The sequence below is a fragment of the Geodermatophilus sp. SYSU D00742 genome (assembly GCF_054049935.1).
On sequence record NZ_JBJGYJ010000020.1, the window covers coordinates 17,952 to 41,904 of the forward strand.

The 23,953-nt window shown below is 71.7% G+C and carries 11 protein-coding genes; 6 read left to right on the forward strand and 5 right to left on the reverse strand.

All coding sequences use genetic code 11. From position 1 onward, the window contains the following. Nucleotides 1-46 precede the first annotated feature (46 nt). The 6 genes from ACI78V_RS14635 to ACI78V_RS14660 all read left to right on the forward strand — a co-directional run bounded on the left by ACI78V_RS14635 (nt 47) and on the right by ACI78V_RS14660 (nt 8,180). A complete protein-coding gene (locus tag ACI78V_RS14635; protein WP_456851928.1) occupies nt 47-553 on the forward strand; it encodes a cupin domain-containing protein in 507 nt (168 codons plus the stop codon). A gap of 146 nt (nt 554-699) precedes the next feature. Beyond that, nucleotides 700-3,132: a lysylphosphatidylglycerol synthase domain-containing protein gene (locus ACI78V_RS14640; RefSeq protein ID WP_456851930.1), complete on the forward strand. Its 2,433-nt coding sequence runs from the start codon at nt 700-702 to the stop codon at nt 3,130-3,132. Nucleotides 3,133-3,750: 618 nt separating this feature from the next. Beyond that, nucleotides 3,751-4,587 carry a hypothetical protein gene (locus tag ACI78V_RS14645; protein WP_456851932.1) on the forward strand — a complete coding sequence of 279 codons (837 nt, stop codon included), beginning with the start codon at nt 3,751-3,753 and terminating at the stop codon, nt 4,585-4,587. Between the two features lie 188 nt (nt 4,588-4,775). Further along, nucleotides 4,776-6,176, forward strand: coding sequence for an ADP-ribosylglycohydrolase family protein (locus ACI78V_RS14650; protein WP_456851934.1), 1,401 nt, complete (start codon nt 4,776-4,778; stop codon nt 6,174-6,176). Between the two features lie 32 nt (nt 6,177-6,208). Next, nucleotides 6,209-6,901: an HD domain-containing protein gene (locus ACI78V_RS14655; protein ID WP_456851936.1), complete on the forward strand. Its 693-nt coding sequence runs from the start codon at nt 6,209-6,211 to the stop codon at nt 6,899-6,901. A 232-nt stretch (nt 6,902-7,133) separates the two neighbouring features. Next, complete coding sequence (locus ACI78V_RS14660) at nt 7,134-8,180, forward strand: EcsC family protein (protein WP_456851938.1); 1,047 nt, start codon at nt 7,134-7,136, stop codon at nt 8,178-8,180. 195 nt (nt 8,181-8,375) lie between these two features. Here ACI78V_RS14660 and ACI78V_RS14665 read toward each other — a convergent pair whose 3' ends face one another. From ACI78V_RS14665 to ACI78V_RS14685, 5 genes are all read right to left on the reverse strand, one after another. Then, entirely contained in the window at nt 8,376-9,347 is a 972-nt protein-coding gene (locus tag ACI78V_RS14665) for a DUF3048 domain-containing protein (RefSeq protein WP_456851940.1), read from the reverse strand. Between the two features lie 635 nt (nt 9,348-9,982). Continuing rightward, the gene (locus tag ACI78V_RS14670; RefSeq protein ID WP_456851942.1) at nt 9,983-11,197 is read right to left on the reverse strand and encodes an McrC family protein; all 1,215 of its coding nucleotides are present in this window, start codon (nt 11,195-11,197) and stop codon (nt 9,983-9,985) included. Continuing rightward, a complete protein-coding gene (locus ACI78V_RS14675) occupies nt 11,197-14,598 on the reverse strand; it encodes an AAA family ATPase (RefSeq protein ID WP_456851944.1) in 3,402 nt (1,133 codons plus the stop codon). Before ACI78V_RS14675 ends, ACI78V_RS14670 begins: the two co-directional genes overlap by 1 nt. Nucleotides 14,599-14,669: 71 nt before the next feature. Continuing rightward, nucleotides 14,670-17,918, reverse strand: coding sequence for a TM0106 family RecB-like putative nuclease (locus ACI78V_RS14680; RefSeq protein WP_456851946.1), 3,249 nt, complete (start codon nt 17,916-17,918; stop codon nt 14,670-14,672). Nucleotides 17,919-18,173: 255 nt separating this feature from the next. Then, the gene (locus ACI78V_RS14685) at nt 18,174-23,597 is read right to left on the reverse strand and encodes an AAA domain-containing protein (RefSeq protein ID WP_456851948.1); all 5,424 of its coding nucleotides are present in this window, start codon (nt 23,595-23,597) and stop codon (nt 18,174-18,176) included. Nucleotides 23,598-23,953: the final 356 nt, after the last annotated feature.

The window sequence follows — 23,953 nt, forward strand, 5'->3', positions numbered from 1 at the left end:
TCGCCGGCAGTACCGTGCTCGCCCGCCCGCCATCGAGGAGACGACGATGGACGACCGACCAGCTGTCCCCTCGACACCGCGCATCCTCCGGGCCGCGGACGGCGTGGTGCTGGGTGATCCGGCCGGGGTCCGTGACCGGTTCATGATCGACGGTGCGGACGCCGGTGACCGGTTCGCCCTCGTCCAGCACCTCTTCGCGCCCAGGGCCCTGGCCGCCCCGCTGCACCGGCACCACCGGGAGGACGAGTACACCTTCGTGCTCTCGGGTCGGATCGGTGCGGTCCTCGGGGACGACGAGGTGGTCGCCGGCCCCGGCGACCTGGTCTTCAAGCCGCGGGACCAGTGGCACACCTTCTGGAACGCAGGTGACGAGCCGGCTGCGGTGCTCGAGCTGATCTCCCCCGCCGGGCTGGAACAGTTCTTCCGCTGGCTCGGCGGCCTGACCGACCCCCCGACGCCGGAGCAACTCGCCGAGATGGCCGCTCCCTACCAGTGCGACGCCGACCCCGACGGGACGCAGCGCATCATCGAGCGCCACGGCCTGACGTTCTGACCCGCTCACCGCGGCTGCCTTCCTGCGCCCGATCCCGGCCCGCCGCGGCCCGTCCACCCCTACCCTCGGTGCCCGCCGCATCCGTCGTCCGGGCCGGCCACCTCTCGCGCCGCGACCTCGGGGACACGGCCGAGGAGGTGGTCGGCATGACGCGGACCGGAGGGCCGGCGCGTCCCGGCGCAGCGGTCGCCCCGCCGGCGGAGCCGGTTCCCACCGGCACGGTGGCCGGTGACCACACCGAGGAGGAGGTCACCGGCTACGTCCGGTCACCGAGCGACGTCCTCCGCACCGTCGTGTTCGCCGCGGTCGCCCTGGTGCTCGTCACCGTCGCCCGGTGGTCGCGCGGCGCGGCCACGTCGCTGGACGAGGACCTCGCCCGGCGGTTGTCGTTCCTGACGCCGGCCGTCGACCGGGTCCTGGTGGGGGCGGTGACCCTGCTGGTCCTGGCGGCGGTCACCGCGGCGTGGGTCGCTCCCCTCGTCACCCGCCACCACCGGCTGTTCGGGCACCTCCTCGTCAGCGGCGTGCTGGCGGTGGCGCTCCTGCGCGGCGTCGAGGAGGTGGTCGGCCGGGCCGGCACCGACGCCCTCGCCCGCGGGGGTGGCGTCGACGGCCTCACCGTGGACGGCGTCGCCGTGGTCGCGGGCTCGTTCGTGGTGCTCGCGCCGTTCGTGTCCCGCCGGTGGCGGCGGGCCGGGGTGGTGCTGCTGGCGGCGGTCACGCTGCTGCGGCTGCTGGTGCCGCTGCCCGTCCCCGCCACGGTGGTGCTCGCGCTCCTGCTCGGTGGCCTGGCGGGCTCGGGGACGCTCCTGCTGCTGGGCCGTCCCAGCAGCCGGCCGACCGCAGGCGCGGTCGCCGCCGCGCTGACCGGCGCCGGCCTGCCGGTGGCGCAGCTGCAGCCGGCCTCGGTCGACGCCCGCGGCTCGGTCCCCTACGTCGCCACCCTGCAGGACGGCGACCGCGTCTTCGCCAAGGTGATGGGGGCGGACAACCGGGCCGCCGACCTGCTGTTCCGCGCCTGGCGGATGGTCCGGCTGAAGAACGTCGGGGACGAGCGCCCGTTCTCCTCGCTGCGCCGCACCGTCGAGCACGAGGCGCTGGTCTCCCTGCTCGCCCGGGACGCCGGCGCCCGGACGCCGCGGCTGCGGACGATCGCGCCGGTGGGGCGGGACTCCTTCCTGCTGTCCTACGACCTCGTCGACGGCACGACCATCGACCGGCTGCCGGACGACGCCGTGACGACGCCGGTCCTGCACGGGATCTGGCACCAGGTGGCCGTCCTGCGGCGGCACTCCGTCGCCCACCGCGACCTGCGCCGCGCCAACGTCCTCCTCGACCGCGAGGGGTCGCCCTGGCTGATCGACTGGGGCTTCAGCGAGGTCGCCGCCGCGCCCGCCCTCCTCGACGCGGACGTCGCCCAGCTCCTCGCCGCGCTGGCCCTGCAGGTCGGGGTCGACCCCGCCGTCGACGCCGCGATCGCCGAGCTCGGCCCGGAGGCGGTGGCCGCCGCGCTGCCCCGGCTGCAGCCCAACTCGTTCAGCGGCGCCACGCGGGACGCCCTCCGCCACCGCAAGGAGCTCGTCGGGCAGCTGCGGGCCGCCGTGTCGCAGCGGTGCGGGGTCCCCGAGCCCCGGCTCGCCGACCTGGAACGCCTCCACGCCAGGACCGTCCTCACCGTCGTCCTGCTGGTCGTGGCCACCTACCTGCTCGCACCGCAGTTCGGGGACGTGCCGGGCATGCTGACCCGCGTCCGCGAGGCGGACTGGGCGTGGGCGCCGGCCATCCTCGCGATGTCCGCGCTGACCTACGGAGGCGCCGCCCTCAGCCTGGTCGGCGCCGTCCCCGGCCGGCTGCGGGCGCTGCCCACGTTCGTCGCGCAGCTCGCCTCGTCGTTCGCCTCCAAGCTGGCACCGGCGGGCCTCGGCGGGATGGCCCTGCAGGTGCGCTACCTGCAGCGCAGCGGCGTCCACCCGGCGGTGGCCACCTCGGCGGTCGGCCTGGACTACGTGGCCGGTTCGGTCGTCCACGTCCTGCTGATGGCGGTGTTCGCCGTCTGGGCCGGCGGATCGGCCTTCGGCTCCCTCCGGCTGCCCGACCCCCACCTCTTCCTGTGGGGCGCCGCGATCGTGCTGGCCCTGGCCGCCGCGATGCTCGCCTGGCCGGCCGTCCGGCGGCGGCTGCTCGGCAGCCTGCTGCCGGTGCTGCGCCGCGCGGTCTCCGGCGTCGGCTCCGCCCTGCGGACGCCGGGGAAGATCGCGCTGCTGCTGGGTGGCTCCGCCGTGATCACCCTGGGCTACCTGGTGTGCCTCTACCTGTCCACGCGCGCCTTCGGCGGCGGCCTGGGCCTGGCCACCGTGGGCGCGGTCTACCTGGCCGGTGCCGCCGTCGCGGCCGCGGCCCCGACGCCCGGTGGCCTCGGCGCTCTCGAGGTCGCCCTCATCGCGGGACTGGTGGCCGCCGGGATGGACCACACGATCGCCGTCCCGGCCGTGTTCCTGTACCGGATCGCGACGTTCTGGCTGCCGATCCTGCCCGGCTGGGCCGCGTTCGTCTGGCTGCGGAAGTCGGAGTTCGTCTAGGGCCGGGCGGACGCTCCGCGGACCTCTCCGGTTCTCCTGACGCGAGAGGCCCGGGGGGAGATGGACTGCCTGGTCCCTCGGGCGACGCGGACGCTACCCACGGTCAGTGTTGCGTCACGGACGGCTCGCGGAGGTCGTCCTCGCTCCTGCCACAGCCGTCCCGCCAATGACCAGGCGTGGTCACTCGTGCGTGCGGGAAGTTGCCGGGCCACGCCGGACAGCTGAGCAAGCAACGAGGGGGCAGTCCCTACTCTCCCCCCGGTGACCCTGAAGGATGCTGCACGGGGCTGGGTACGGGCGCCCCGCCGGCCACGCTCTGGCATGAACGCTGCCCGTGATCCCGGAGACGGCAGCACCGCAGCCGCTGCCCCTGCCCCGAAGAGCCCGACGGAGTGCGAACGGGCGGACATCCCCGGGGATCGGCATGACCACCCGGCTCAGACGCGGCAGGCAGTTCCGAGGCGTCTGATCGAGCCCAGCTCAGCGGCTGCCCCCCTCCCCGTCCCCGACCGGAGCGGAGGCCCTGGACCGTCAGCGGGGAAGCCCTATCTGCGCATCAGCCACGAGCGGCGGATCGCTGAGCGTCGGGGGCGACCGGAGTGGCTCCACCCCGGCAACGTGAGCTTTGCCCTGGCGACTCTGGGAGGTGTCTCCTACGCCGCTCTGTACAGCTTCGATCATGCCTTTCTCCATCGATTCGGGACATCGCCCGAGGAAGTCGGACTGAGCCAGGCTGGCTTGGTCGCGAGAGCAACGCTGTTCGGCCTCTTGATGTTGGCAGCCGGCTCGCTCGTGTCGTTCGCCGCCTTCGCGGTTCTCTGGATTGTCGTCTCCCTCTACCGGGTCCTCAGGTATGCGAGGGCCTTGTTGATACGAGGTAGAGGCCGCGGTGACTCGTACAGGCCCGACGGCGCTGCCGGCAGGATCCGATGGCACACCAGGGGCATCGCTGGCTCTGCTGCGGGCTTCATGGCGCTGATGCCGGTCTTGCTCATCCGGGTGGGACTGAGGGAATGGCCACCTGCCACCTACTACCTGATCGGGTTGAGCCTGTTCTTCCTGGTGACGACCTACGGGCTCTTCCACCTGGTCGCACGGCGGAGTCATCCGCTGGCACTCGTGGCGTTGGCCGTGCTGGCGATCGCCTGGGTCGGTCTGATGGCGCGAGGCCTTGGCCTGGAAGCCGCAGAGGGCGTCATGAACGGCGAGCCGGAGACCTTCGCGGCCGGCCAGTACACAGCCGTGCGGGCGGACCAGGTCTGCATCTACTGGGCCCCGGACACGGCTTCCGAGCGGGTTCCGATCCAGGGGGTCTACCTGGGTCATGCAGATGGCGTGAACCTGGTGAGCCAGGACAGGCGCCTCTACAGGATTGCGGACGAGCATGTCGTCGCGATCGTCACACCTGTCAGACCCCCGGGTGGCGGGTACACCTGCGGGGCTATCGACAGGTGACCCAGAGCGTCGCGACTGAAAGCCCGTGAGACTCGGTGAAGTGGTGACCACTCCCTGATCAGCCACCAGGACAGTGTGGCGACGTTGCTGAGGCGGGGACCGCTGCTTCGAGACCGGTGTTGTGTAGCGGGTGCCCCGCGACACGAAGGAACCGAGCGTGCTTGACCCACCCCCCGCAGGAGGCCTGAGTGACCCCGCCGATGCACCGCAGTCACCGCGTCGCCGGCGCACTGGTCGGCTCGGCCGTCGGCGACGCCCTGGGCGCCCCCTTCGAGTTCGGCCCGCCCGGGCAGTTCACCGCCCGCTTCCCGCAGCCGGCCCGCGGCACGCACACCGAGATGTGCGGCGGCGGTGCGCTCGGCTGGGAGCCCGGCGAGTTCACCGACGACACCCAGATGGCGCTGCTGGTCGCGACGTCCCTCGTCGAGCGCGGCGGCCTGGACGAGACCGACCTGTTCGACCGCTTCCGCACGTGGGCGGCCGCGGACCCGCCGGACGTCGGCATCCAGACCCGCGCGGTCCTCGGGTCCGGTCTCCCGTGGGACGTCGCCGCCGCCGAGCACTTCCGGCGCACCGGCCGGGCCGCCGGCAATGGGTCGCTGATGCGCACGACGCCGGCCGCCATCCGGTTCTCCCGCGAGGGCCGCGAGGCGACGATGGACGCTGCCCGCCGGATCTCGGCGCTCACCCACGGCGACCCGTCCGCCGGCGAGGGCTGCGCGGTCTTCCACGAACTGATCCGGGTCGCGCTGGACGGCGACGACCCGCTGGAGTTCATCCCCTTCGCCCTGATGGCGGTGCCGGACGAGCACCGCGAGCGGTGGGCGACCGTGCTGGCGCCGGACTGGACGCCCGAGGACGCGACCGAGTCCAACGGCGCGGTGTGGCCGACGCTCGGCCAGGCGGTGTGGGCGCTGCGGCACGGCCGGGACTTCGCCGAGGTGCTGCGGCTGGTCATCGACCTGGGCGGGGACACCGACACGGTGGCCGCGGTCGCCGGCGGGCTGGCCGGGGCGGTGTTCGGCATGGGCGGGATCCCGGCGCGGTGGGCGTCGGTCGTCCACGGCCGGGTGCCCGGCCACGGCGAGAAGGTCTGGCGACTGGCCGACCTGCAGCAGCTGGCGGCGGCCCTCGACGGCAAGGACGCCGGACCGTACGACCCGGGCGTCATCCCGCGGATCGGCCCGCGCGAGGTCCTCCCCGGCATCTGGGCCGGCAACCTCGACGGCGCCCGGTACAGCGAGGAGGACTTCGCGGTCATCTCGTTGTGCCGGCTCGGCGAGCCGTTCCCCCACACCGTGCACCGGATGGCGTACCTCGCGGACAACGACCACAACACCGACCTGGACGTCGTCCTGGCCGACGTCCTCGACGACATGGCCGCGCTGCGCGCCGAGGGGCACCGGCTGCTCGTGCACTGCCACGGCGGCGCCTCGCGCACCGGCCTGGTGCTGCGCGGCTGGCTGGTGCGCGAGCAGGGCATGTCCGTCGAGGAGGCGACCGCCTACGTCGCCGAGCGGTGGGAGCACCTGGGGCTGTGGAACGACAGCTTCACCGCCGCACTGGAGCGGCTCGAGCGGTTGCGCTGACCGCACGTCCCTATCGACAGACGAGGAGACCGATGACGACGTCCCTGGAGAACCGCCGCGAGATGGGCTCCGGCCCGCTGACCGAGCGCTTCGACGACGCCCTGCTGTACGCCTCGCGGCACCACCGGGATCAGCTGCGCAAGGGCTCGCGGGTGCCGTACATGACGCACCTGATGAGCGTCAGCGCGCTGGTCATGGAGCACGGCGGCAGCGAGGACCAGGCGATCGCCGCGCTGCTGCACGACGCGGTCGAGGACGCGCCGGCCGGCACGGGCGGCGCGGTGCTGGCCGACATCCGGTCGCGCTTCGGGGACGCCGTCGCCGACATCATGCGGGCCTGTTCGGACGGTCTGGACGCCGACGGCAACCGCAGCGGGACGTGGGCCGAGCGGAAGCGGGACTACGTGGCCGGCCTCGCCGACAAGCCGCTCGACGCGCTGCTGGTGACCGCGGCCGACAAGACGCACAACGGACTCTGCATCGCCGCCGACGTCCGCCGGTACGGGCAGGACTTCTGGTCGACGTTCAACGCGAGCCGCGACGAGCTGCTCTGGTACTACACGAGCGTCGAGCGGGCGGTCGCCGAGCGGCTGCCGGGGCACTCGATCACCGAGGCCCTGAGCCGCGCCGTCGGCGAGCTGGTCGCCGCCGCCGGCGCCGAGCGCACCGGCGTCCCTGCAGACCTAGCGACGTCCTCGCCGGCTCCTCCACCCCCTTCCCGGTGATGTGACCACGAGCGGGAACCTCTGCGGGCCCGCCCCGGCGAGGAGGCGCGCCCGTTCTCGGAGGCCGATCAGGCAGAACCCGTGCGGCATCGCGACCAGCAGGGCCTCGGCGTGGGGTGACCGCCCATGGCGGTGCGCCTGGCTACAGTCCCTCCGCTTCGGGATGGCGGTCCGCCGGCACGTCAGCAGACCGCGTGAGAGACACGACCAGCTCAGCGGGGGACGCACGAACATGGCCGATCACGACGCCCTGGCATCGATGACCGCGTACGACGTCGATGCCTGGAAGGCGATCCACGCCCGCATCGAGGAGAAGCGGGAGCGGAAGCCCAGGCTCCCGGTACCGGTCAGCCGACGCCTGGCCGCCGCCGGTGAGTCCGCCGGCCGCGTCGCCGGTTCGGTCCCGGGGGCCGACGCGCTGAAGTCCGCGCTGGAGCAGGCGGTCGAGGGGGTCGAGGAGACCCTGGTCCGTGGTGCGCACTGGTCGCTGTCCCGTGAACGGGTTCTCAAGGCCTTCGCCAAGGACGGTCACTCGCTCGACGAGCTGGCCCAGATCCGCAACCTCTCCCTGCAGGAGGTCGACGGGACGTCTGCCTCCCTGGCCTTGAAGTACGCACTCGCCTCCGGCGCCCAGGGCGCAGCCGCGGGCTTCGCTGTCTCCGGCGGTCAGGCCGTCGCCGCGGGGGGGACGGTTCTGGGCGCCGGTGTCGGCGGCGTGGCAGGCGCCGGAGTCGTGATCACCGCGCTCGTCGCCGATGCTGCGGCGACCCTGCTGGCCTGCCGGCGGGCGGTGGGACACGTCGCGATGTCGTACGGCTACGACCCTCGGCTACCGGAGGAGTCGGTCATCGCTGCCCAGACCCTGGGCGTGGGGCTGGCCAGCGGGAGCGCCAAGGCCGAGGCGTTCCGTCAGCTCAACAACCTCGTGCAGAGCCTGGCACGCAACAAGACGTGGGCCGAGCTGAACAAGAGCGCCGTCACCCTCGCGGTGCGGGGCATCTACGGCGGCCTGGGCTTCAAGCTGACCCAGAAGAAGCTCGGTCAGGCTGTGCCCGTCCTCGGCATCGCCATCGGCGCCGGCGTCAACGCGCGGTTGGTGATGAAGGTGGTCCGCGACGCCCAGGACGTCTACCGCCGGCGCTTCCTCTGCGAGGCGTACGGACTGCCCTTCGCCGCCGACGACGACGGCCGCCCCGCCGACGTACCGGAGCCGGGCGAGATCCTCGAGGCGGAGCTCATCGGGGAGCACGACCGACTCGACGAGCCCACCACCTCGTGAGGGGTGACGGACGTCGTTAGAGGTGAACTGCACCTTCCCGTTGATCGGATGACGGGGGACATCTCGACGAGCCGGCAGAGGGCGTTGACCTGACGCAGTCGCTCCGGAGTCCGGACGGCGGCGTCGAGCACGAGCCCGGCGACGTGGCTGTCGGTGGGGTGACGAGGGGCCAGTCAGCGTCGCCGTCCGTCGTGGTCAACCGGTGACGACCGCGCCGCCGTCGTTGGGGACCAGCTCGATCCAGGTGCTCCCGGGCGCCAGCTCCACCGGGTCGCCGTCCGCTCCGGTGAGGGTCATCCGGTCACCGGTTCCCGGCTTGGACCAGGTGGCCTCGACCGCGTGCCCACCGGAGGCGACGAGGGCTGGGCCGGTGCCGGTGAGGATGGTCTCCGGGACGGGGTTGCCTGCCGGATCACGGGCCTGGGTCGCGAGGACGTCGACGCGGAGCACGACGACGTTGGCGGCGCCGATCCGCCGGCCGCCCGCCTCGACGGCCGGAGCGCTCCCCTCGCTGCGCAGCCAGCGACCTTCCGCCGCGCTCCACGTCCACCGGGGGCGGCTGACGCCGGACAGCGTGAGGTCCAGACTCGTCGCCGGCTGCCCCGCGGCGACGGCGGTGGGTCGATCGCCGGCCGCGGAGTGGTTGAACTGGGCGCCGGGTGCGGCGCGGTGCGCGACGTCGGCCTGGTCGACGAGGGTCTGCGGCACCGCGTAGACGTTGTGCGGCGCAGTGCGCGTCGACGTCCGGGAGAAGCCGTCGGCGCCGGTGTCCTGGCTGAGCACCTGCAGTCCGGCGTCCTGGGCCGCGGTGACGTAGGTCTGCACGCCCCCGGAGAACGCGAGCAGCCCGCCGAGCGGCGCGGCGATCGCGGGGTCCATCGGCCGGATCGAGCGCACCGGACCGACCTCGGGCGGGAGGGTGGAGTGGTAGACGGCGACGAACCGGGTGATCCCGCCCTCGACCACCTGCTCCCACACCACGTCGGCGGCGTCCAGCCCGGTCTGCGGTCGGGCGGCGACGGAGTTCTCGATCTTCACGGCGAGCGCCGGCCGGTCGGGGACCGCCTCGACCGGGACCCCGGTCAGCGGCCAGGTGGGCGCGGACGAAGTCGGGAGCGCGGAGACGATCGAGTCGAGGAACGGCACGCCGGACAGGTGCTGTCGCATGGCCGGCCAGGCGACGACGCCGGCCGCCACCAGCACGACGAGCAGAGCTGCTCGGCGACCTCGCCCGGGCCTCGCCCGGCGGCGCCCCTTCGCCGGCGTCCGCTTCGCCGGTGGCCGCTTCGGAGCCCGCTTCGTCGTGCGGGCACCCCTGTTCGACCCGGAGCGGGGTCGGGCCGCGGTGGACCTGGGCACGTGGGAACTCCTGGGTCAGCGGGGTGGTGCCTCCTCTGTATCGGCACGCTCCACCGGGTCCGGCACACGCCATCGGCGAGATGACGCAGACCTCAAGGGGTGATCATCGGCTGCCTCCGACGTCGCCCCGCGTGTGCCCGCCTACACCCGCGCGCTGGACGGCGACGTCGCCCCGACCGCGCGTTGGGTGCACGGGTGCTCTCGGCGATCCGGGTCTATGACGTCATCACTTGGATGAAGGGGAAAAAGCGGAACCTGCGGCCCACCGAACCCGACGAGCAGCCCGGTGCCGCTCTGCCCGAACAGTGAGCCTTGAGGTCGACACACAGACGAGCGGGGCCATGGCGCACGACCAATCGGGCTGTGCGTGGCTGTCCTTCCGTCCGGACACGGGGTGACGCGCTCCGCGCCACACCGCGCCGGGATGAGCTTCCACAGGACGGCTACACGGCCACCGCCGCAGGCCCGACGGTGGCACGGATCTGTCGAGACAGCGAACGGACCTGCTCGAGGACCTCGGCCGGCGGTGTCGTCACGTCGATGGTCCGGACGTGGATCTGTTGGCCCGCGTATCGGATCGTGAGGTCGCCGTGCACGTCCTCCCCCGCCGCGTAGACGAGCATCCCCTCCGCCAACTGGAGTGCGGTCATGTAGGCCAGCATCTGGTACACGTCGGCGTTGGGAACCGTGCCGATCGTCCGCTTGTACTTGCAATCACCGACGAACAGGCAGCGGTCTCCGGCCCACCAGGACAGGTCTGGTTCGAGCGTTACCAAGTGCTCGACGTCCAGATGAACCCTGTGCCCGCGACCCGCGGCCGGGAACGCCCGTGAGTCCACGCCGAGCTGTTCCCGCAGCGCGGCACGGACGAAATTCTCGAACACGGCATTCATGTCGACGACGAAGGCACTCGCGTCCTGGCCACCCGCCCGAGCCTCCAGTCCAGCACCGGTCACGATGAGTCTTGCCAGTGCCACCGCCGGCCGGTAGCGCTCGTTCAGACGGGTCCAGACCGGCTCCGGAACCCCGCGTCCGTCGACGGCCAGCGAGCCGACGCCCGCCAGCTGCTGGTGGAGCCGGACGAGCGACCGCCGCGCGGCCGGCGAACGAAGGCGCAGCCGTCCGAGCACGTCCACGGCGGTGCGCAGCAGCCGGTTCTCCAGCACGTCCGGAGTGAACTCGTCGTAGACGACCTCGATCGGCATCGGCAGCCCGGTCCTGGCCCGCATCTGCTCGGCCATCCGCACCCGTCCCCGGATTGTGGTCAGGGTGTCCTCGCGCGCCCGATAACCGTGGAGGAGACCGGGTCGCAACGCTGCCGCAGCTGCCCGGACGAAGAGCGGGACGAGTGCCTCGGCGATGTTCACGTCCTTGGCCAGCTGCGCCGGCGGCTCGCGCCACGCCCGCGGGTCCACGGCGTAGGAGAGCAGGAACAGCACCGGTGCAATACCCACCTTGGGCCGGAGCTCGACGGTCAGTTCCCCTACGCGCACGAGACCCACCGAGGACCCGGGTGTGAGCGTGTAGGTGTCATTGCTCGCTGCCACCGGTTCCACGACGAGCCCTGGCACCAGCGTTCGGAGCGCGTCCCGCTCGAAGACGCTGAGCTCGAGGGGAGCGCTTGGCCGGTACTCGGTGAGGATGACCGGCTCCCTCATCAGAAGGCCTCGTCGACCCCGGTGTCCGGCTCCCCGGCGTCCTTGAGCGCGCTGGCACCGGCCCGCAGCTGATCCAACCCGTACTGGCGGACCTGATCGGGGTCGGCGAAGAAGTACTCCTCCAGGTACGGGATGACCGACGACTCCCAGGTCAACCGCACGAGTTCTTCGGTCAGTCGGGGCTTGAGGAAGTGGCTGGGGCCGATCGCGACGTGGTGGTCAGCCAGCTTCTCGTTCGCTCGATCGACCACGTCGGCGACCCAGCGGAGGTCCGGCTGCCGGTCGGCAAGCCAGCGGCGCAGCAACGAGTCGATCGGGGCGAGGTGTGGGAAGAAGGGCACAAAGTGAAACCGACGCCGGAGCGCGGTGTCGACGAGGGCGATCGACCGGTCGGCGGTGTTCATCGTCGCGATGATCTGCAGGTTCGGCGGCAGCGCGAACAGCGTGTCGGAGTACTGCAGCCGGATTTCCTCGTCGCGGTACTCCAGGAGGAAGAGCAGCTCGCCGAGCACCTTGGCGACGTTTGCACGGTTCAACTCGTCGATGAGCAACACGTGAGTGACGTCCGGGCGCTCCTGCGCTCGCGCCGCGATGCGCTTGAGCGGCCCGTCGACCACCTCGTAGGTGACCTGGCCGTCGACCAGCCGAGGCCGGTAGCCCTCGATGAAGTCCTCGTAAGCGTAGGAGGGGTGGAACTGGACCTTTTCCACCGTGCCGCCACCGCGAGCGATGTGGCCGGCGAGCTTGCGCGCGACGAACGTCTTGCCCGTGCCAGGCGGCCCGTAGAAGACGACCTGCCCCTTGTCGTCCAGCAACCGCAGTATCCGGGCGAGGAAGTCCCCGTCGAGGTACAGCTCCTCGGCGAGGGCGGCCAGGGGTGTCTCCGGCACTCGCTCGCGGTGCAGCAACCACCAGGTGAACTCCTGCATCCCCCAGGGGTCATCAGGCAGATGGGGCTCGAGCCGCTCGCGGATCGCGTCGTTGCTGGCTGCAGCTGCTGCTCCGGTTCCGGACTCCCACGGCGCATCCACGCCGAGTAGCTCCAGAATCGCCAGCTTGCCGACCCTGCCACCGGTCACGTAGCAGGGTATCCAGCGCTGCGGATCGATCACGGCGAGCGCCTTGACCATCATCGCCTCGCCGACGCGGGGCAGTTTCCGTTCCCCACGGATGCACTCGTCGAGGCGGTCGACAATGTCTCCCGGACCGTAGAGCAGGTATCGGAGCGTGTCGGTCACCCGCGCGACGTCCTCGTCGTTCTGGAGGAGCTTGTTCAGTCCCGGTTGTGGGCCCCCCGACCCGTAGGCAGGACCTGCCAGCCGACGGAGCAGCCGCACGTCCGGATCGGCGAGCGCCTCAGGGGTCAGTGCGACGGCGAGCTCCTCGCGCTCAGCCTCCCGCTCCGGTCTGCCACCCTCCGGGTACCCGGTCGCTGCCCGATAGTGCTGGACCAACTCGGACAGCTCGTCCACGTCCTGTCCTCCCAGGAAGCGCTGATACGCCTCGATCTCAGCGGCATCCCACCCCGGCGGCGCCTGTCCGGCCAGCACCTGCCACAGCAAGCCCTGCGCATCGAGGCGGTCCTGGATCTGGCTCACGCCGCGCGCGCGGCATCGGTCACTGAACGCGTCCAGGAACTGCAGGGCCTCGGCGTAGCGGTCGGCTGGTTCCGCCTCGCTCCGGTGTGTCCAGCCGGTCAGCTGGTGAGCCGCGCTGAAGGGAGTCACCCGGTAGATGGGATACCGCGTGACGTCACGGGCCCCGAGGAGGAAGGAGGCCAGGTTGGTCTTGGTGCCGTCTCCGGAGATCTCGACTGGGAGCAGCGCGCAGAACGACTCGAGTGCGGCGTGCACGTCACGCTCGGAGTCCCACAGCGCTTGGAGCATCGTTCGGGCCTCGGCTCGATGCTCGTCGACCCAGCTCAGGAAGGTGCCATGCATTCGCCAGGCCGTGAGGTTGTTGGGAGGCCCGAATGATCGGCGAAGCAGCCTCGGCCATTCTGGATCGTCGGTCCGCAGAGCGTTGGCGGCGGCGAGCAGTCTGGCGGCGATCGCCAGCTTGTAGCGGCGCTCGGTCTCCTCGAGGTCCAACGACTCGGCGAAGCGCACGGCCCAGTGCACCAGGGGGTCCCAGTGCACTGCGGCCAGCCCTGGCTCCAGTGGCGCCAGTGCGCGGACGGCACGCCACTGCTCTGGCGTGACCGCGGAGTTGGTGCCGCCCCAGGGGCGACGGAGGACGTCGAGCCGGGCGAGCACCGGATGCGCCTGCGCCTCCGCCCGCGTGATCGGGGGTAGAACGTGCCTCTCGACGACCAGGTCGACGCGATACTCCTGCCGGCCAGAGGACTCTGGCCGGAACTCCGGCGTGGGCCGCAGCTCGGGCCTACTGGTCAGCCTGCCGAGCGCGTATACGCCTGCATCAGAGCCGCCCTGCCAGAGCAGCACACCGTCACCAGGCTCCATATCGGCGCGGTGCCGGGTCACTGTCCAGTCGTCCACATGCCCTGGTGGCATGTCGGGCAGGTGCTGCAGGAGGTCCCACTGCTTCGGGTTCGCCTGGAAGAGCCAGAAGCGGCGTTCGCCCTTGGCCCATGGCGAGCCGGCGGGCCACCGGTCCGCGAAGCGGTTCCGCACAGTCGCGGCAAACCCGGCGTCCAAGGGGAACAGGTAGCCCTGCTTGACACCACCTGCGGCGTTGAACGGGCCCTCGCTACCGTCGCGCTCCGGCAGGGATGCCAAGGAGACGGGGTCGGACAGGGGGAAGTACTCCACGCGCGCCAGCCAGCCCTCGCCGCGCTCGGTGGCCGGACCGTACGGCCGGCTGGCGTCGACGCCTTCGGTGACCACGTCGCCGAGGGCGACGATCGCCCCCTGGCGGTAGTGGAGGACGACGTCGCCCGGTCGGACGCGCCGGACGTTGAGGTGGTGCGCGACCTGCGGGCCGCCGCTGCCAGCGAACACGATGCCGGCGCTGCACTCCGCGTCGAAAGACTGCCCCTGGTTCACCCACCAGATCCCGGACGGCGGCTGCTCGGCGGCCCGGTTGAACCGCGGCTGCAGCTCGGCCACCAGTCGTGCCTTCATGCCCCGGGGGTCATCGGTCGGCCGCCAGGACACGGTGCAGCGGGCAAGCCACTCGGTGATCTCGGCCCCTGTGGCGGGGCGGTCGGGACGATCGAGCTCATCCCCGACCTGCTCGTGCAGTACCGAACCCTGCCGATTCCCACGAAGGTGCTGCCGCAGTCGCCTGCGCAGATCACTCGTGGCACCCACATACACCGGAACGCCTTCAGAGTCGACGACGACGTGGACACCGGCGAGCTGCGGCGCCGCGTTGGCGGTCTGCATCGTGAACGCCAGAGGTTCGCTGAAGTCCTCAAGGGCAGTCGTCGAACCGCTCATCGCTCCCCCGTCTTCGCCGCTTCCCGGACCATACGTTCCGCGGTCGGCCGGATTGCGGCGGCTCGGCCCGGTCACTCGACGACGCTTGCCATCTCGACGAGTCGACACAGGGCATTGACCTGGCGCAGCTGCTCCGGCGTCCGGACGGCGGCGTCCAACAGTTGCTCGCTCATCACGACGACGGCCAGCGCCTTGGCGCGCGACACCGCCACGTTCAGCCGGTTCAGGTCGTAGAGGAACGAGACGCCGCGGGGCGCGTCCTCGGCCGACGTCGACGTCATCGAGTAGAGGACGACCGGCGCCTCCTGGCCCTGGAACTTGTCCACGGTGCCGACCCGCGCGCCGTCGGGCAGCAGGCTGCGGATGCGGGCGACCTGGTTGTTGTACGGCGCGACCACGAGCACGTCGTCCGCGCCGATCACCGACCGCTCCCCCGCCGCGTCGACCCAGCCGACGCCCTGCAGCGAGCGCCACAGCTCGGCCACCGCACGGGCCTCGTCGTCCGAAGCCGCCGCGGCCGCGCGGGTGTGCTCGACGAACCGGACCGCGAGCCCGCTGGCCCAGCCGTCCACCGCGATCCGCTCGCGGTGGGCCGCCGACTCCAGCCGGCCCTCGTACGCGAGGTCGGAGACGAACGCGGTCAGCGCCGGGTGCATCCGGTAGGTGCGGTCGAGGAAGACGCCGCGGTCCTCCGGCACGGTCGGGTGCCCCTCCAGCAGGTGCTCGAGTGCCGAGAGCCCCGACTCCCCCGGGTGCACGGCCTGCGTCGGCTGCGCCAGCTGCTGCGGGTCGCCGAGCAGCACCAGCGACTTCCCGGCACGTGCGACGGCGACCGCGTTGGCCAGCGAGAACTGCCCCGCCTCGTCGATCACCAGCACGTCGACGGCCTCGACCAGGTCCGGACGCGTCCAGAACCACGACGTCCCGCCGACCAGGTTCGCCGTCCCGTCGAGCAGACGGGAGGCCACGTCGGCGGAGTCCTCCGACCACTCCACGCCCGGCGCCCCGCAGGCCTGGTGCTCCTCGCACTTCTGCAGCGCCGGCCGGCCGACGGCCCGCAGCACGTTGCCGATCACCGCGTGGGACTGCGCCGTGACGCCGACCTTCTTGCCGGCGTCCAGCAGCGCGCGGATCAGCCGCGACGCCGCCCGCGTCTTCCCGCTGCCGGGCGGCCCCTGCACGGCGAGCACCTCACCGTCCAACTGCAGCCCGAGCCGGACGACGGCGTCCCCGGCCTCCTCCCCCGGCAGCCGCCGGCAGTCGGCCGGGACGACGCGATCGAGCAGCGCCTGCCCGAGGCACGGCCGGCCGGCGAGGACGTCGTCCGCCGTCGCGGCGATCGCCGCGCGCATCTGCTTGTCGTCGAGCGGCCCCTCCGGACCGAGCCCGCGGGACGGCACCGGCGGCTTGGCGCTCTTGACGACGATGCGTCCGCCGACGGCGTCGAGCTCGCGCACCTCGCCGATGCGGGCCTGGGTGTCGACGTCGAAGGCCGGCTTGCCGACCGAGAGCTTGGCGTCCTGCGGCGGGAACGTGAACTCGTAGAGCTTGCTGCGCTTCTCGGTGCCGACCTCGATGCCGCCGGAGAGCCCGCCGAGCGCGGTGCGGTCCTCGACGAGCTGCTCGTCCTCCAGGTCGCCGCGGCTGAAGAACTCCCACCAGCCGGGCCGGGCCTCGCGGCGGTGCCACTGCACGAGGTCGCCGAGCAGGTGGTGCTCCTCGGCCTGCAGCCGCTCGACCAGCGCCAGCTCCGCGACCTCGGCGTCCGACTGCGGCTTGGGCGCGTCGATCTCCGAGAGCACCGGGCGCGGCAGCTCACCGTGCTCGGCCTCCAGCTCGGCGCGCTGGGTCTCCAGCCAGTCATGCAGCTCGCGGGTGGAGTCGACGTCGTCCCGGTTGTAGTCGTGGATGGCCTGCAGGCGGGCCGGGTCGCGGTCGATCAGCCACTTCTCGTACTCGACGACGCTGGACATCGCGTCGGCGACGTCGCCGGTGTGCTCGCGTCCGTAGAAGGCCTCGACCTTCTTGATCGAGTAGGACTCCTTGCTGATCCGCATCGACTGGCGGACGACGGGATAGAGGTCGACGAACCGCTCGGCGCGCAGCAGCTGGTCCAGCTCGGCCTCGCGGACGCCGTACCGGCCGGTGAGCCGCTTGAGCGCGCTGACCTCGTAGGCGGCGTAGTGGTAGACGTGCATGCCGGGGTCTTGTCGCCACGACTCGATGACCCGGTCGATCAGGTCCTCGACCATGCGCCGCTCCTCGGCGGCGTCGTGCGCCCAGAGGGCGGTGAAGTTGCCCCGCCGGTCACCGAGGCCGGCGAGGTACTCCAGCCCCTGACCGTCGCCGGAGAGCGGGTCGCCCTCGAAGTCGAGGTAGAGGTCGCCGGGGCTGGGCGCGGGAAGTCGTGAGAGCCCCTGGGCCGGCTGCGGCGTGAGCAGGGTGCGGGTCGGCGCTCCGGCCTGGCGGCCGCGGAGCTGTTCGCGGGCCTGATCGCGCAGCCGCTCGCGGGTGCCCTTCGTGATGCCGGTGGCCTTCAGGACGTCGTCTGTGACGTTCGCGAGCTGCTCGAGGGTGGTGACGCCGACGCCGATCAGCGCCGCGCGCTGGTCGCGGCGCATGCCGGCGACGAGGCTGAGGTCGTCGCCGGTGCGCAGCTCGTCCTCGCACCGCGCCTTCCAGGAGCACTGGCCGCAGTGCGCGATGGGGACAGGGCCGGTGGCCCCCGGGTTGGCGACGAAGGCCTCGAGCCGGGTGCGGGCGCGGCGGGCGTAGGCGGCGACGTCGACCAGCCGCCACGGCCGGGACTCGCCGTCGCCGGTGACCACGCAGATGCGCTCGGGGGCGCGGCCCTGGAGGGTGGCGAGCCGGTCGGCGTAGGTGGCCATCTGCAGCAGCGCCGGCACCTTGACGCGGCGGGCGAGCTTGGCGTCGGCGACCTCGTAGGACCAGTCGCCGAGGTCGGACGGCGCGGTTGTCTTCAGGAGGAAGTCGGCCTGGCCGCCCCAGGTGCCGTCGAACAGCGTCGCCTGGTGGATGACGTCGACGCCGGCGCGCATCGCCTCGACCGTGGCTGCCTCGCTGCGGCTCTGGTGGAGGCGGACGACCTCGAGGCCCTGTTCCTCCAGCGACTCCAGGTAGCGCAGCTCGTGGGCGATGCCGAGGTCGGCGACGAGCACCGTCTGGTCACTGACGCCCTCGGCGAGCGGTTGCAGAGTGCCGCCGGCCACCGCGAGGTTCAGCGCGGTGAGGTGGTGGCACTCCTGGTGCCGGGTCAGGTCACTGGGGCTGAGAACCAGCCGTCCGTCGACGCGGTACACGGCGTCAGCCGTCCGTCGAATGAGCGGCGGCGGACAGGGATGAGTGCGGCAACGTTCCCCCGTGGTGCTGCGTGCAGAACCTGAGCAGGCTGCCACGGACGACGCCGATCCCGCGCTTCCCGCGCCGTGTTGGCGGATGTCACCGGCGAGCGTGAAGCAACAGCAAGCTGGCCCCTCCGCGTGCGCGTCGAGTGGCCCTTACATCGCACATGAAGAACCAGCTCTGCGCCCCCTACCCGAGCCTGAACTGGGCGGTTAGGTATTCGTACCGTCTTCATCAGACTCGAAGGAGAGGAGCCGCGCGCGTGCCTGCGCGAGCTCCGCGGATGTGAAGAGCTCACGGAACCGCGGGTCCCGGACAGCGACCTCAAGGCTGTAGGCCAGCAGTCCGTGCTCCCACAACTTCTCCAATCCGTGCTGAGGGCGAGCCTGTCGCAGTAGGTGGCGGGCAGCTCCAACGCCGCCTTCGAGGCTGATCAAGCGGAGGTAGTAGCTGGGGTGATAGCCGCATCGCGCCTTGACCGTTGCCACGTCATCCAGGAGCCGCTGCTCGAACTGTTGCTCAAGGTCGCGCGCGTCCCCGCGAGGCGTCGTCGAGCCCTCAGGTCGGACTGAGGACTGTGGATTCCTCGCTCCCTGCCCTTCGCCCACGTTGTGCCCAGCGCGTAGATAGTGCGCACCGCGTCCAGCGCCACGCATCTCGATGTGGCCTTCGTTGACCAGCCGCCCCAGTAGGCGCTTCGCGTCGGCCCGATCCACGTCCAAGAGTTGGCGCACCATCTCGTTTGTCAGCGGCCCTCGATCAGCCAGGTCGAGGACGAGCTGGAGAAGATCCTCGTCGATGACATCGGCCGGCCGGCGGCCCGCGGGCGTGTTCGTCACCTGTGCTGCGGGTCGCGTGATCGGTTCCCGTGAGGGCTCGCCGGAGTTCGGCAGGACGTAGTGGGTCCCCTTCGTGGCTCCCCGTCGCTCCAGCACGCCGTCATTCGCGAGTGAGGTGAGTACGAGGCGGGCTTCGTCGGAACTGACGCCGAGGAATTGCCGCACGACCTCGTTGGTCAACGCGCCATCCGACGCCAGCTCCAGGACGAGCAGGCGCGTTTCCTCGTCCACGGCACCGTGTGTCCGGACCGGCTGCCGCGCCGCGGGAGCCGGGGCCACCGCAGGGGTCGGGTCCGGCCGATCTGCCACAGCCCGAGGCTCGGCCACCGTCAAAAGGCGAACCGGCTCGGCGGGCTTCGGCGGACGAACCTCCGCGGGCGCAGAGGCGCGAACCTGCTCGACACGGTTGAGAACAGGTGCCTGCAGCGAGGGCACCTCGATGACACTCTCGCTCAATTCCTCCGGCTCGGCCTCAGCCCCGTCCTCAGCGGCGGGCAGGTCGAGCGGCGTCCAGTCCGCGACGTTCTCGCCGTCCGTGGTGATGCGGGCCGGTCCGATGCCGCGCCGGTCGAGGGTGGTCCAGAGGTCGGCGAGTGCTCCCTCGGGATCGAGGTAGTACCGCGACTCGCGGATCCGCCAGAACTGCCAGCCGCAGCGTCGCAGCTCCAGCTCGCGGGCGAAGTCGCTGGCCACCTGTTCCGGTGAGCTGTGCCAAGCGTCGCCGTCGCACTCGACCGCGAGCTTGCCCTGCGCGCCGGTGACGACCAGGTCGATGCGCCGGCCGTTGACCTCGACCTGCGGCGTGACGTGGTAGCCCCGCTGCTGGATGCGCCGGAAGACCCGCTGCTCGAAGAGGCTGTCGAAGTCGGGGTGCCGCTCGTCCTCGGGCACGTCGTCCGGCATCGCGGCCGCGGCGGCGACCGGCATGGACGTCATGTACGTGAGCAGCTGCGAGCGCAGATCGTCCGTGCGGAGCTGGTCGGCCATGACCGAGTGGAAGAGCCACAGCTGGTCCCGCGCCCGCGACGCCGCGACGTTGTACGAGCGCTGTGCGTCGAGGCGGGTCTGCGAGGCGCGCTTGTGGTCGGGCGCCGTCACGAGGCTGAGCAGGATGACGTCGCGTTCGTCTCCCTGGAAGTCCGGCGGGGTGCCGATTCGGATGTTCCGCCGCTCCCACTCCTCCGGTTCGACCCGGCTGAGGAGGGCCTCCCGGATGACGTCGACCTGCGCGTGACCTTGAAGGACGACGACGCCGAAGGTCTTCCCGTCGTAGGCGGGGTCCTGCAGGCAGCCCACGAGCGCCTCGACGATCGCCTCAGCCTCGACCTCGTTGCGCAGCGAGGAGTTGGCGCCCTGGATGTAGGCGCCGGGGACGAACGTCGTCTTCAGCGGTGGCAGCCGGTCGGCTCCGTGCTGGCGGACGGGGATCAGCGGGGCATCGCGGTAGAACATCTGCGACGACCACGTGATGATCTCCGGCATGCAGCGGAAGTGCTCCCGCAGCCGGATCACCTGACCGAAGCGCGTGCGCAGGATCGAGAAGACGCTGGACCGGGGGGTGAGCGTCGACCGCAGGTAGTTCGGGATGTCCGGCAGCAGCGTGTCGAGCCGGTCGAATACCTTGTCCAGGGCTCCGTGCTTGACCTCCGACGGGGTGCACTGCTTGTCGTCACCGACGACGATCACCCGCGGCGCCAGCCAGAGCAGGAACAGGTTCTCGATGCCTACCTGGCTTGCCTCGTCGACGATCACGACGTCGAACGCGCTCTGCTGCGGCGGGATGGAAGCCAGCACCTCTTGCAGCGGCATGACCCACGCCGGGACGGCTTCCTGAGCCGCCGTCATGGCCTCGCGTGCGGCGAGCCGGTAGCGCTGGGCGTACTTGCCACTCCCCTTGCCGACGTTGGCCATGCTGTCCCGGTAGGCCTGCAGGGCTGTGACCTGGGTGGCGTTCATGCGCTCCAGGCACGCCTTCCAGGCCTGCTGGGCGGCGAGCTCGGCGGTCAGCTTGGCGACATCGCGATCCACGCCGGTCAGCCGGCGGTCGAGCTCTTCCTCGCGGCCGGGAGCCGTTCGCTCGCGCACGAACGTCGCCGCACAGGCCCAGCTCCACGCCTCCGCGAGCAGCGGGATTCTCTCGACCCAGGCGTCGTCCCGCGCCGTCTCCCGCAGCAGGGCCAGCAGACCGGGGGCCGTCGTCCCCAGGCGCTGCGACAGCTCGTCGCAGCGCAGCTGGGCCCGCCGTTCCCGACCGGCGACCTCGAGGTCGAGAAGGGCCGCCTCGAACGTCTCGGCGTCCGCACTCCGCAGGGCCTCGACGACGGCGTCCAACTCCGGCGGACGCTGCGACCGCTCGACCGTGGACTCCAGGGACGTGGCGAGCCGTTCCAGCTCGTCAGCGGCTCGGCGGGCGATCTCGACGTCGGCGAAGACGGTGGCGACGTCGACGAAGTTGCGGACGCCCAGGGTGGTCACCAGATCGACACGCGGCATGGCCGGGATCCGCGAGAGCTGGGCAGCGAGCCGGTCCCGGGCCACCCGCAGGGTCTCGATGGCCCCGATCGTCTGCACGACCCGGTGGGCGTGGGAGACCTGGAGCGCGCGTGGGCCGGGCACCCCGCCGGGGATCGCCACCATGGCGCTCGCGGAGGCAAAAGCCTGGAGCCGGGCCAGGGTGGAGAGGTGGAGCGCCACGAGGTGCGCCTGCTCGGCCGTCGTCACCGACTGGCCGTCGACGGAGGTGCCGGGAAGGTAGGGCTCCGCCGCCTTCTGCTGGTCGCTCTTGAAGAGCTTCCTCAGTGAACCGCCGCCGTGCAGGTATTGGGCCAGGTCGGCGAAGACCTGGGCGACCGGCGCGGGTGAGGCCTCCGTGGCCAGTTGGACGTCGCGGAAGCCGATCTGGGCGTTCATGGTCTGCGCGTCGTCGACGAGCTGCCGCGCCTGGCCGACCTGCTGCCACAGCAGCTCGTTGTCCTTCCGGAGGACGCCGTCGAGGACGGGCATCGCCCACGAGGCGTCGACACCGGCGGACAGGCCGTCGAGTCCGTCGCGGATCTCGGCGCACGCGGAGATGAGGTCGGCCAGCGTGGTGGCGTCGATCTGCCCGAGCACGTCGGCGAGGGAACCCGAACGGCTGGCCCGGGCGTCTGCGCCTCGGGCGACGTCCTTGGCCAGGCGCCGCACGACCTGGAGATCCGGGACGGCCGGCGCGGGAGGCAGGCACTGCTCGCGGCGGCGACGACGGACGTCGGAGTCGCCGGGCAGCTGCCCTCGGAGCTCGTCGAACTCCGCAGGCGTGAGCGGCAGCGTGCCCGTCGCGGGAACGGGCATCCACGCGAACTGCTCCCCGGCAGCGGCGACGCGTTCCGCGATGCGGGCGAGCGTGCCCGTGTAGCCGGGCGCGACCTCTGGGTTCTGATAGGTCTCGGCCTCCCGGAGCGCCCGGATCTCCTCGAGGATCCCGGCCCGCAGTGCCCGGGCCTGGTGCAGCTTGCCGGCGACGTCGTCGATCAGGCGCTGTGCCTTCTCCGGGTTGTACGACGAGTGCTCCGCGGCCAGCCGGCTGACGCTCTTGCTCAGCTCGAGCGAGCCACCGCGGCCGGCGTCGGTGATGGAGACGCAGAGTTCCTGCATCTCGGCCGGCAGCTTGTCCCGCAGGACCTTCAGCGCCTGCGCCTTCTCACTGGTGACCAGCACCCGCTGCCCCCGGGCCAGCAGCGCCGACATCAGGTTGGCGATCGTGTGGGTCTTGCCCGTCCCGGGCGGCCCCTCAACGACCACCCCGGTGTCGTTCCGCAGCCGACGGATGATCTGGGCCTGCTCCTCGTTGGCCGGCAGGGGGAACAACGGGTCCTCGGCAACGTCCGCGCCGGCGGTCGCTCCGGTGGCCTCCAGCCAGGCAACCCGGTCCTCCGCCTCGATCGACTCGACGAGCTGCGCCAGACCCAGGGGAACGGCCTCGCCGTTCTCGGCGAGAGTCCGTTCGATGTCGGTGTAGTACTCCTGAAGGGCGTACGCACCGCGTTGCCGCAGGACGATCGCCGGAGCGAGTGTCAACGAGGTCGCCGTCCCTGACGGCGCCGACCAGCCGTCGCTGACGTCGACCGGCTGGAGGACGGCGCGGGTCGCCCACTCCTTGAGGAAGGTCAGCGCGTTGTCGCTCGCCGGCCGGACGTCGAGTTCGGCAATGCGCCCCCGCAGGACTGCCGTGCCACCGTCGTCGAAGCAGTCGAGGCCGGTGAGGACTCGACCGTCCTCGAGGGACGTGACGGCCGCGGAGTCCAGCTTGACGACGACGTCACCGGTCTCTACCTCGATCTCGACCGTCACCCTGTGGGTCAGGACGTGGGTGCGGACGCCGTCGTTCGGCAGGACCAGCAGGCCCCCGGCGACGACCGCCTCGACGCTCTCGGGGTTCTCCAGCGTCTGCTGCCGCATGGTGCGCAGCTGGTCGTAGGTCTGGTGCAGCCGGCGCTGAGGGCGGTCGCGAGCAGCCCAGCGCTGCCACTCCGGCAGCCAGGAGTCGTACGCCAGCGCTACCTCGGGTCGCTGCTCGAGCGACACCCGCCCGCTGCCGTCCGCGTCCGGACCCTCCGACCGCAGCTGCGGCGCCTCCAGTGCACTGTTGTCCCGTTCGGTGACCGGGACCCACCCCTGCAACAGCGCAGGGAGTGCGGGAGCCGGTTCGAGGACGACGCGCGAGAGCCGCAGGAGCTCCCCGCCCGCGATCGCCTCGGGATCCAGGAGCGCCAGATCTCGGGCCTGGTCGAGCCACAGGTGGTCGAGGTGCCCGGTCACCTGGCGCACCGGGACGGCGCGGGCGGTGACGAGGTCCTTGAGGAACTGGATGAGGCGGTTGACCTTGTCCTTGAGGGCCGGGTCGGTCGCGCGGGCGGCAGCGGGCGCCGTGGTCAAGGTCTTCCCCCGTGAGTGCGTGGAGCGCAGAACGAGCCAGGTCGCTCGCCAGGTCACGGTATGTGGGATCTACGACACGAACCAGGCCCGAATCAGGCGAGTCCGTCCCGTTGGTCACGGCCGCCACACGGGCGGGTGACGCGACACCCCGAGTCGCCTCACGCTCGCCCGAGGTACCGGAGCGTGTCGTACCGGTGACCTACGGTTCCGCATCGACCGGGGAGCCGAGAGGCCGAGAA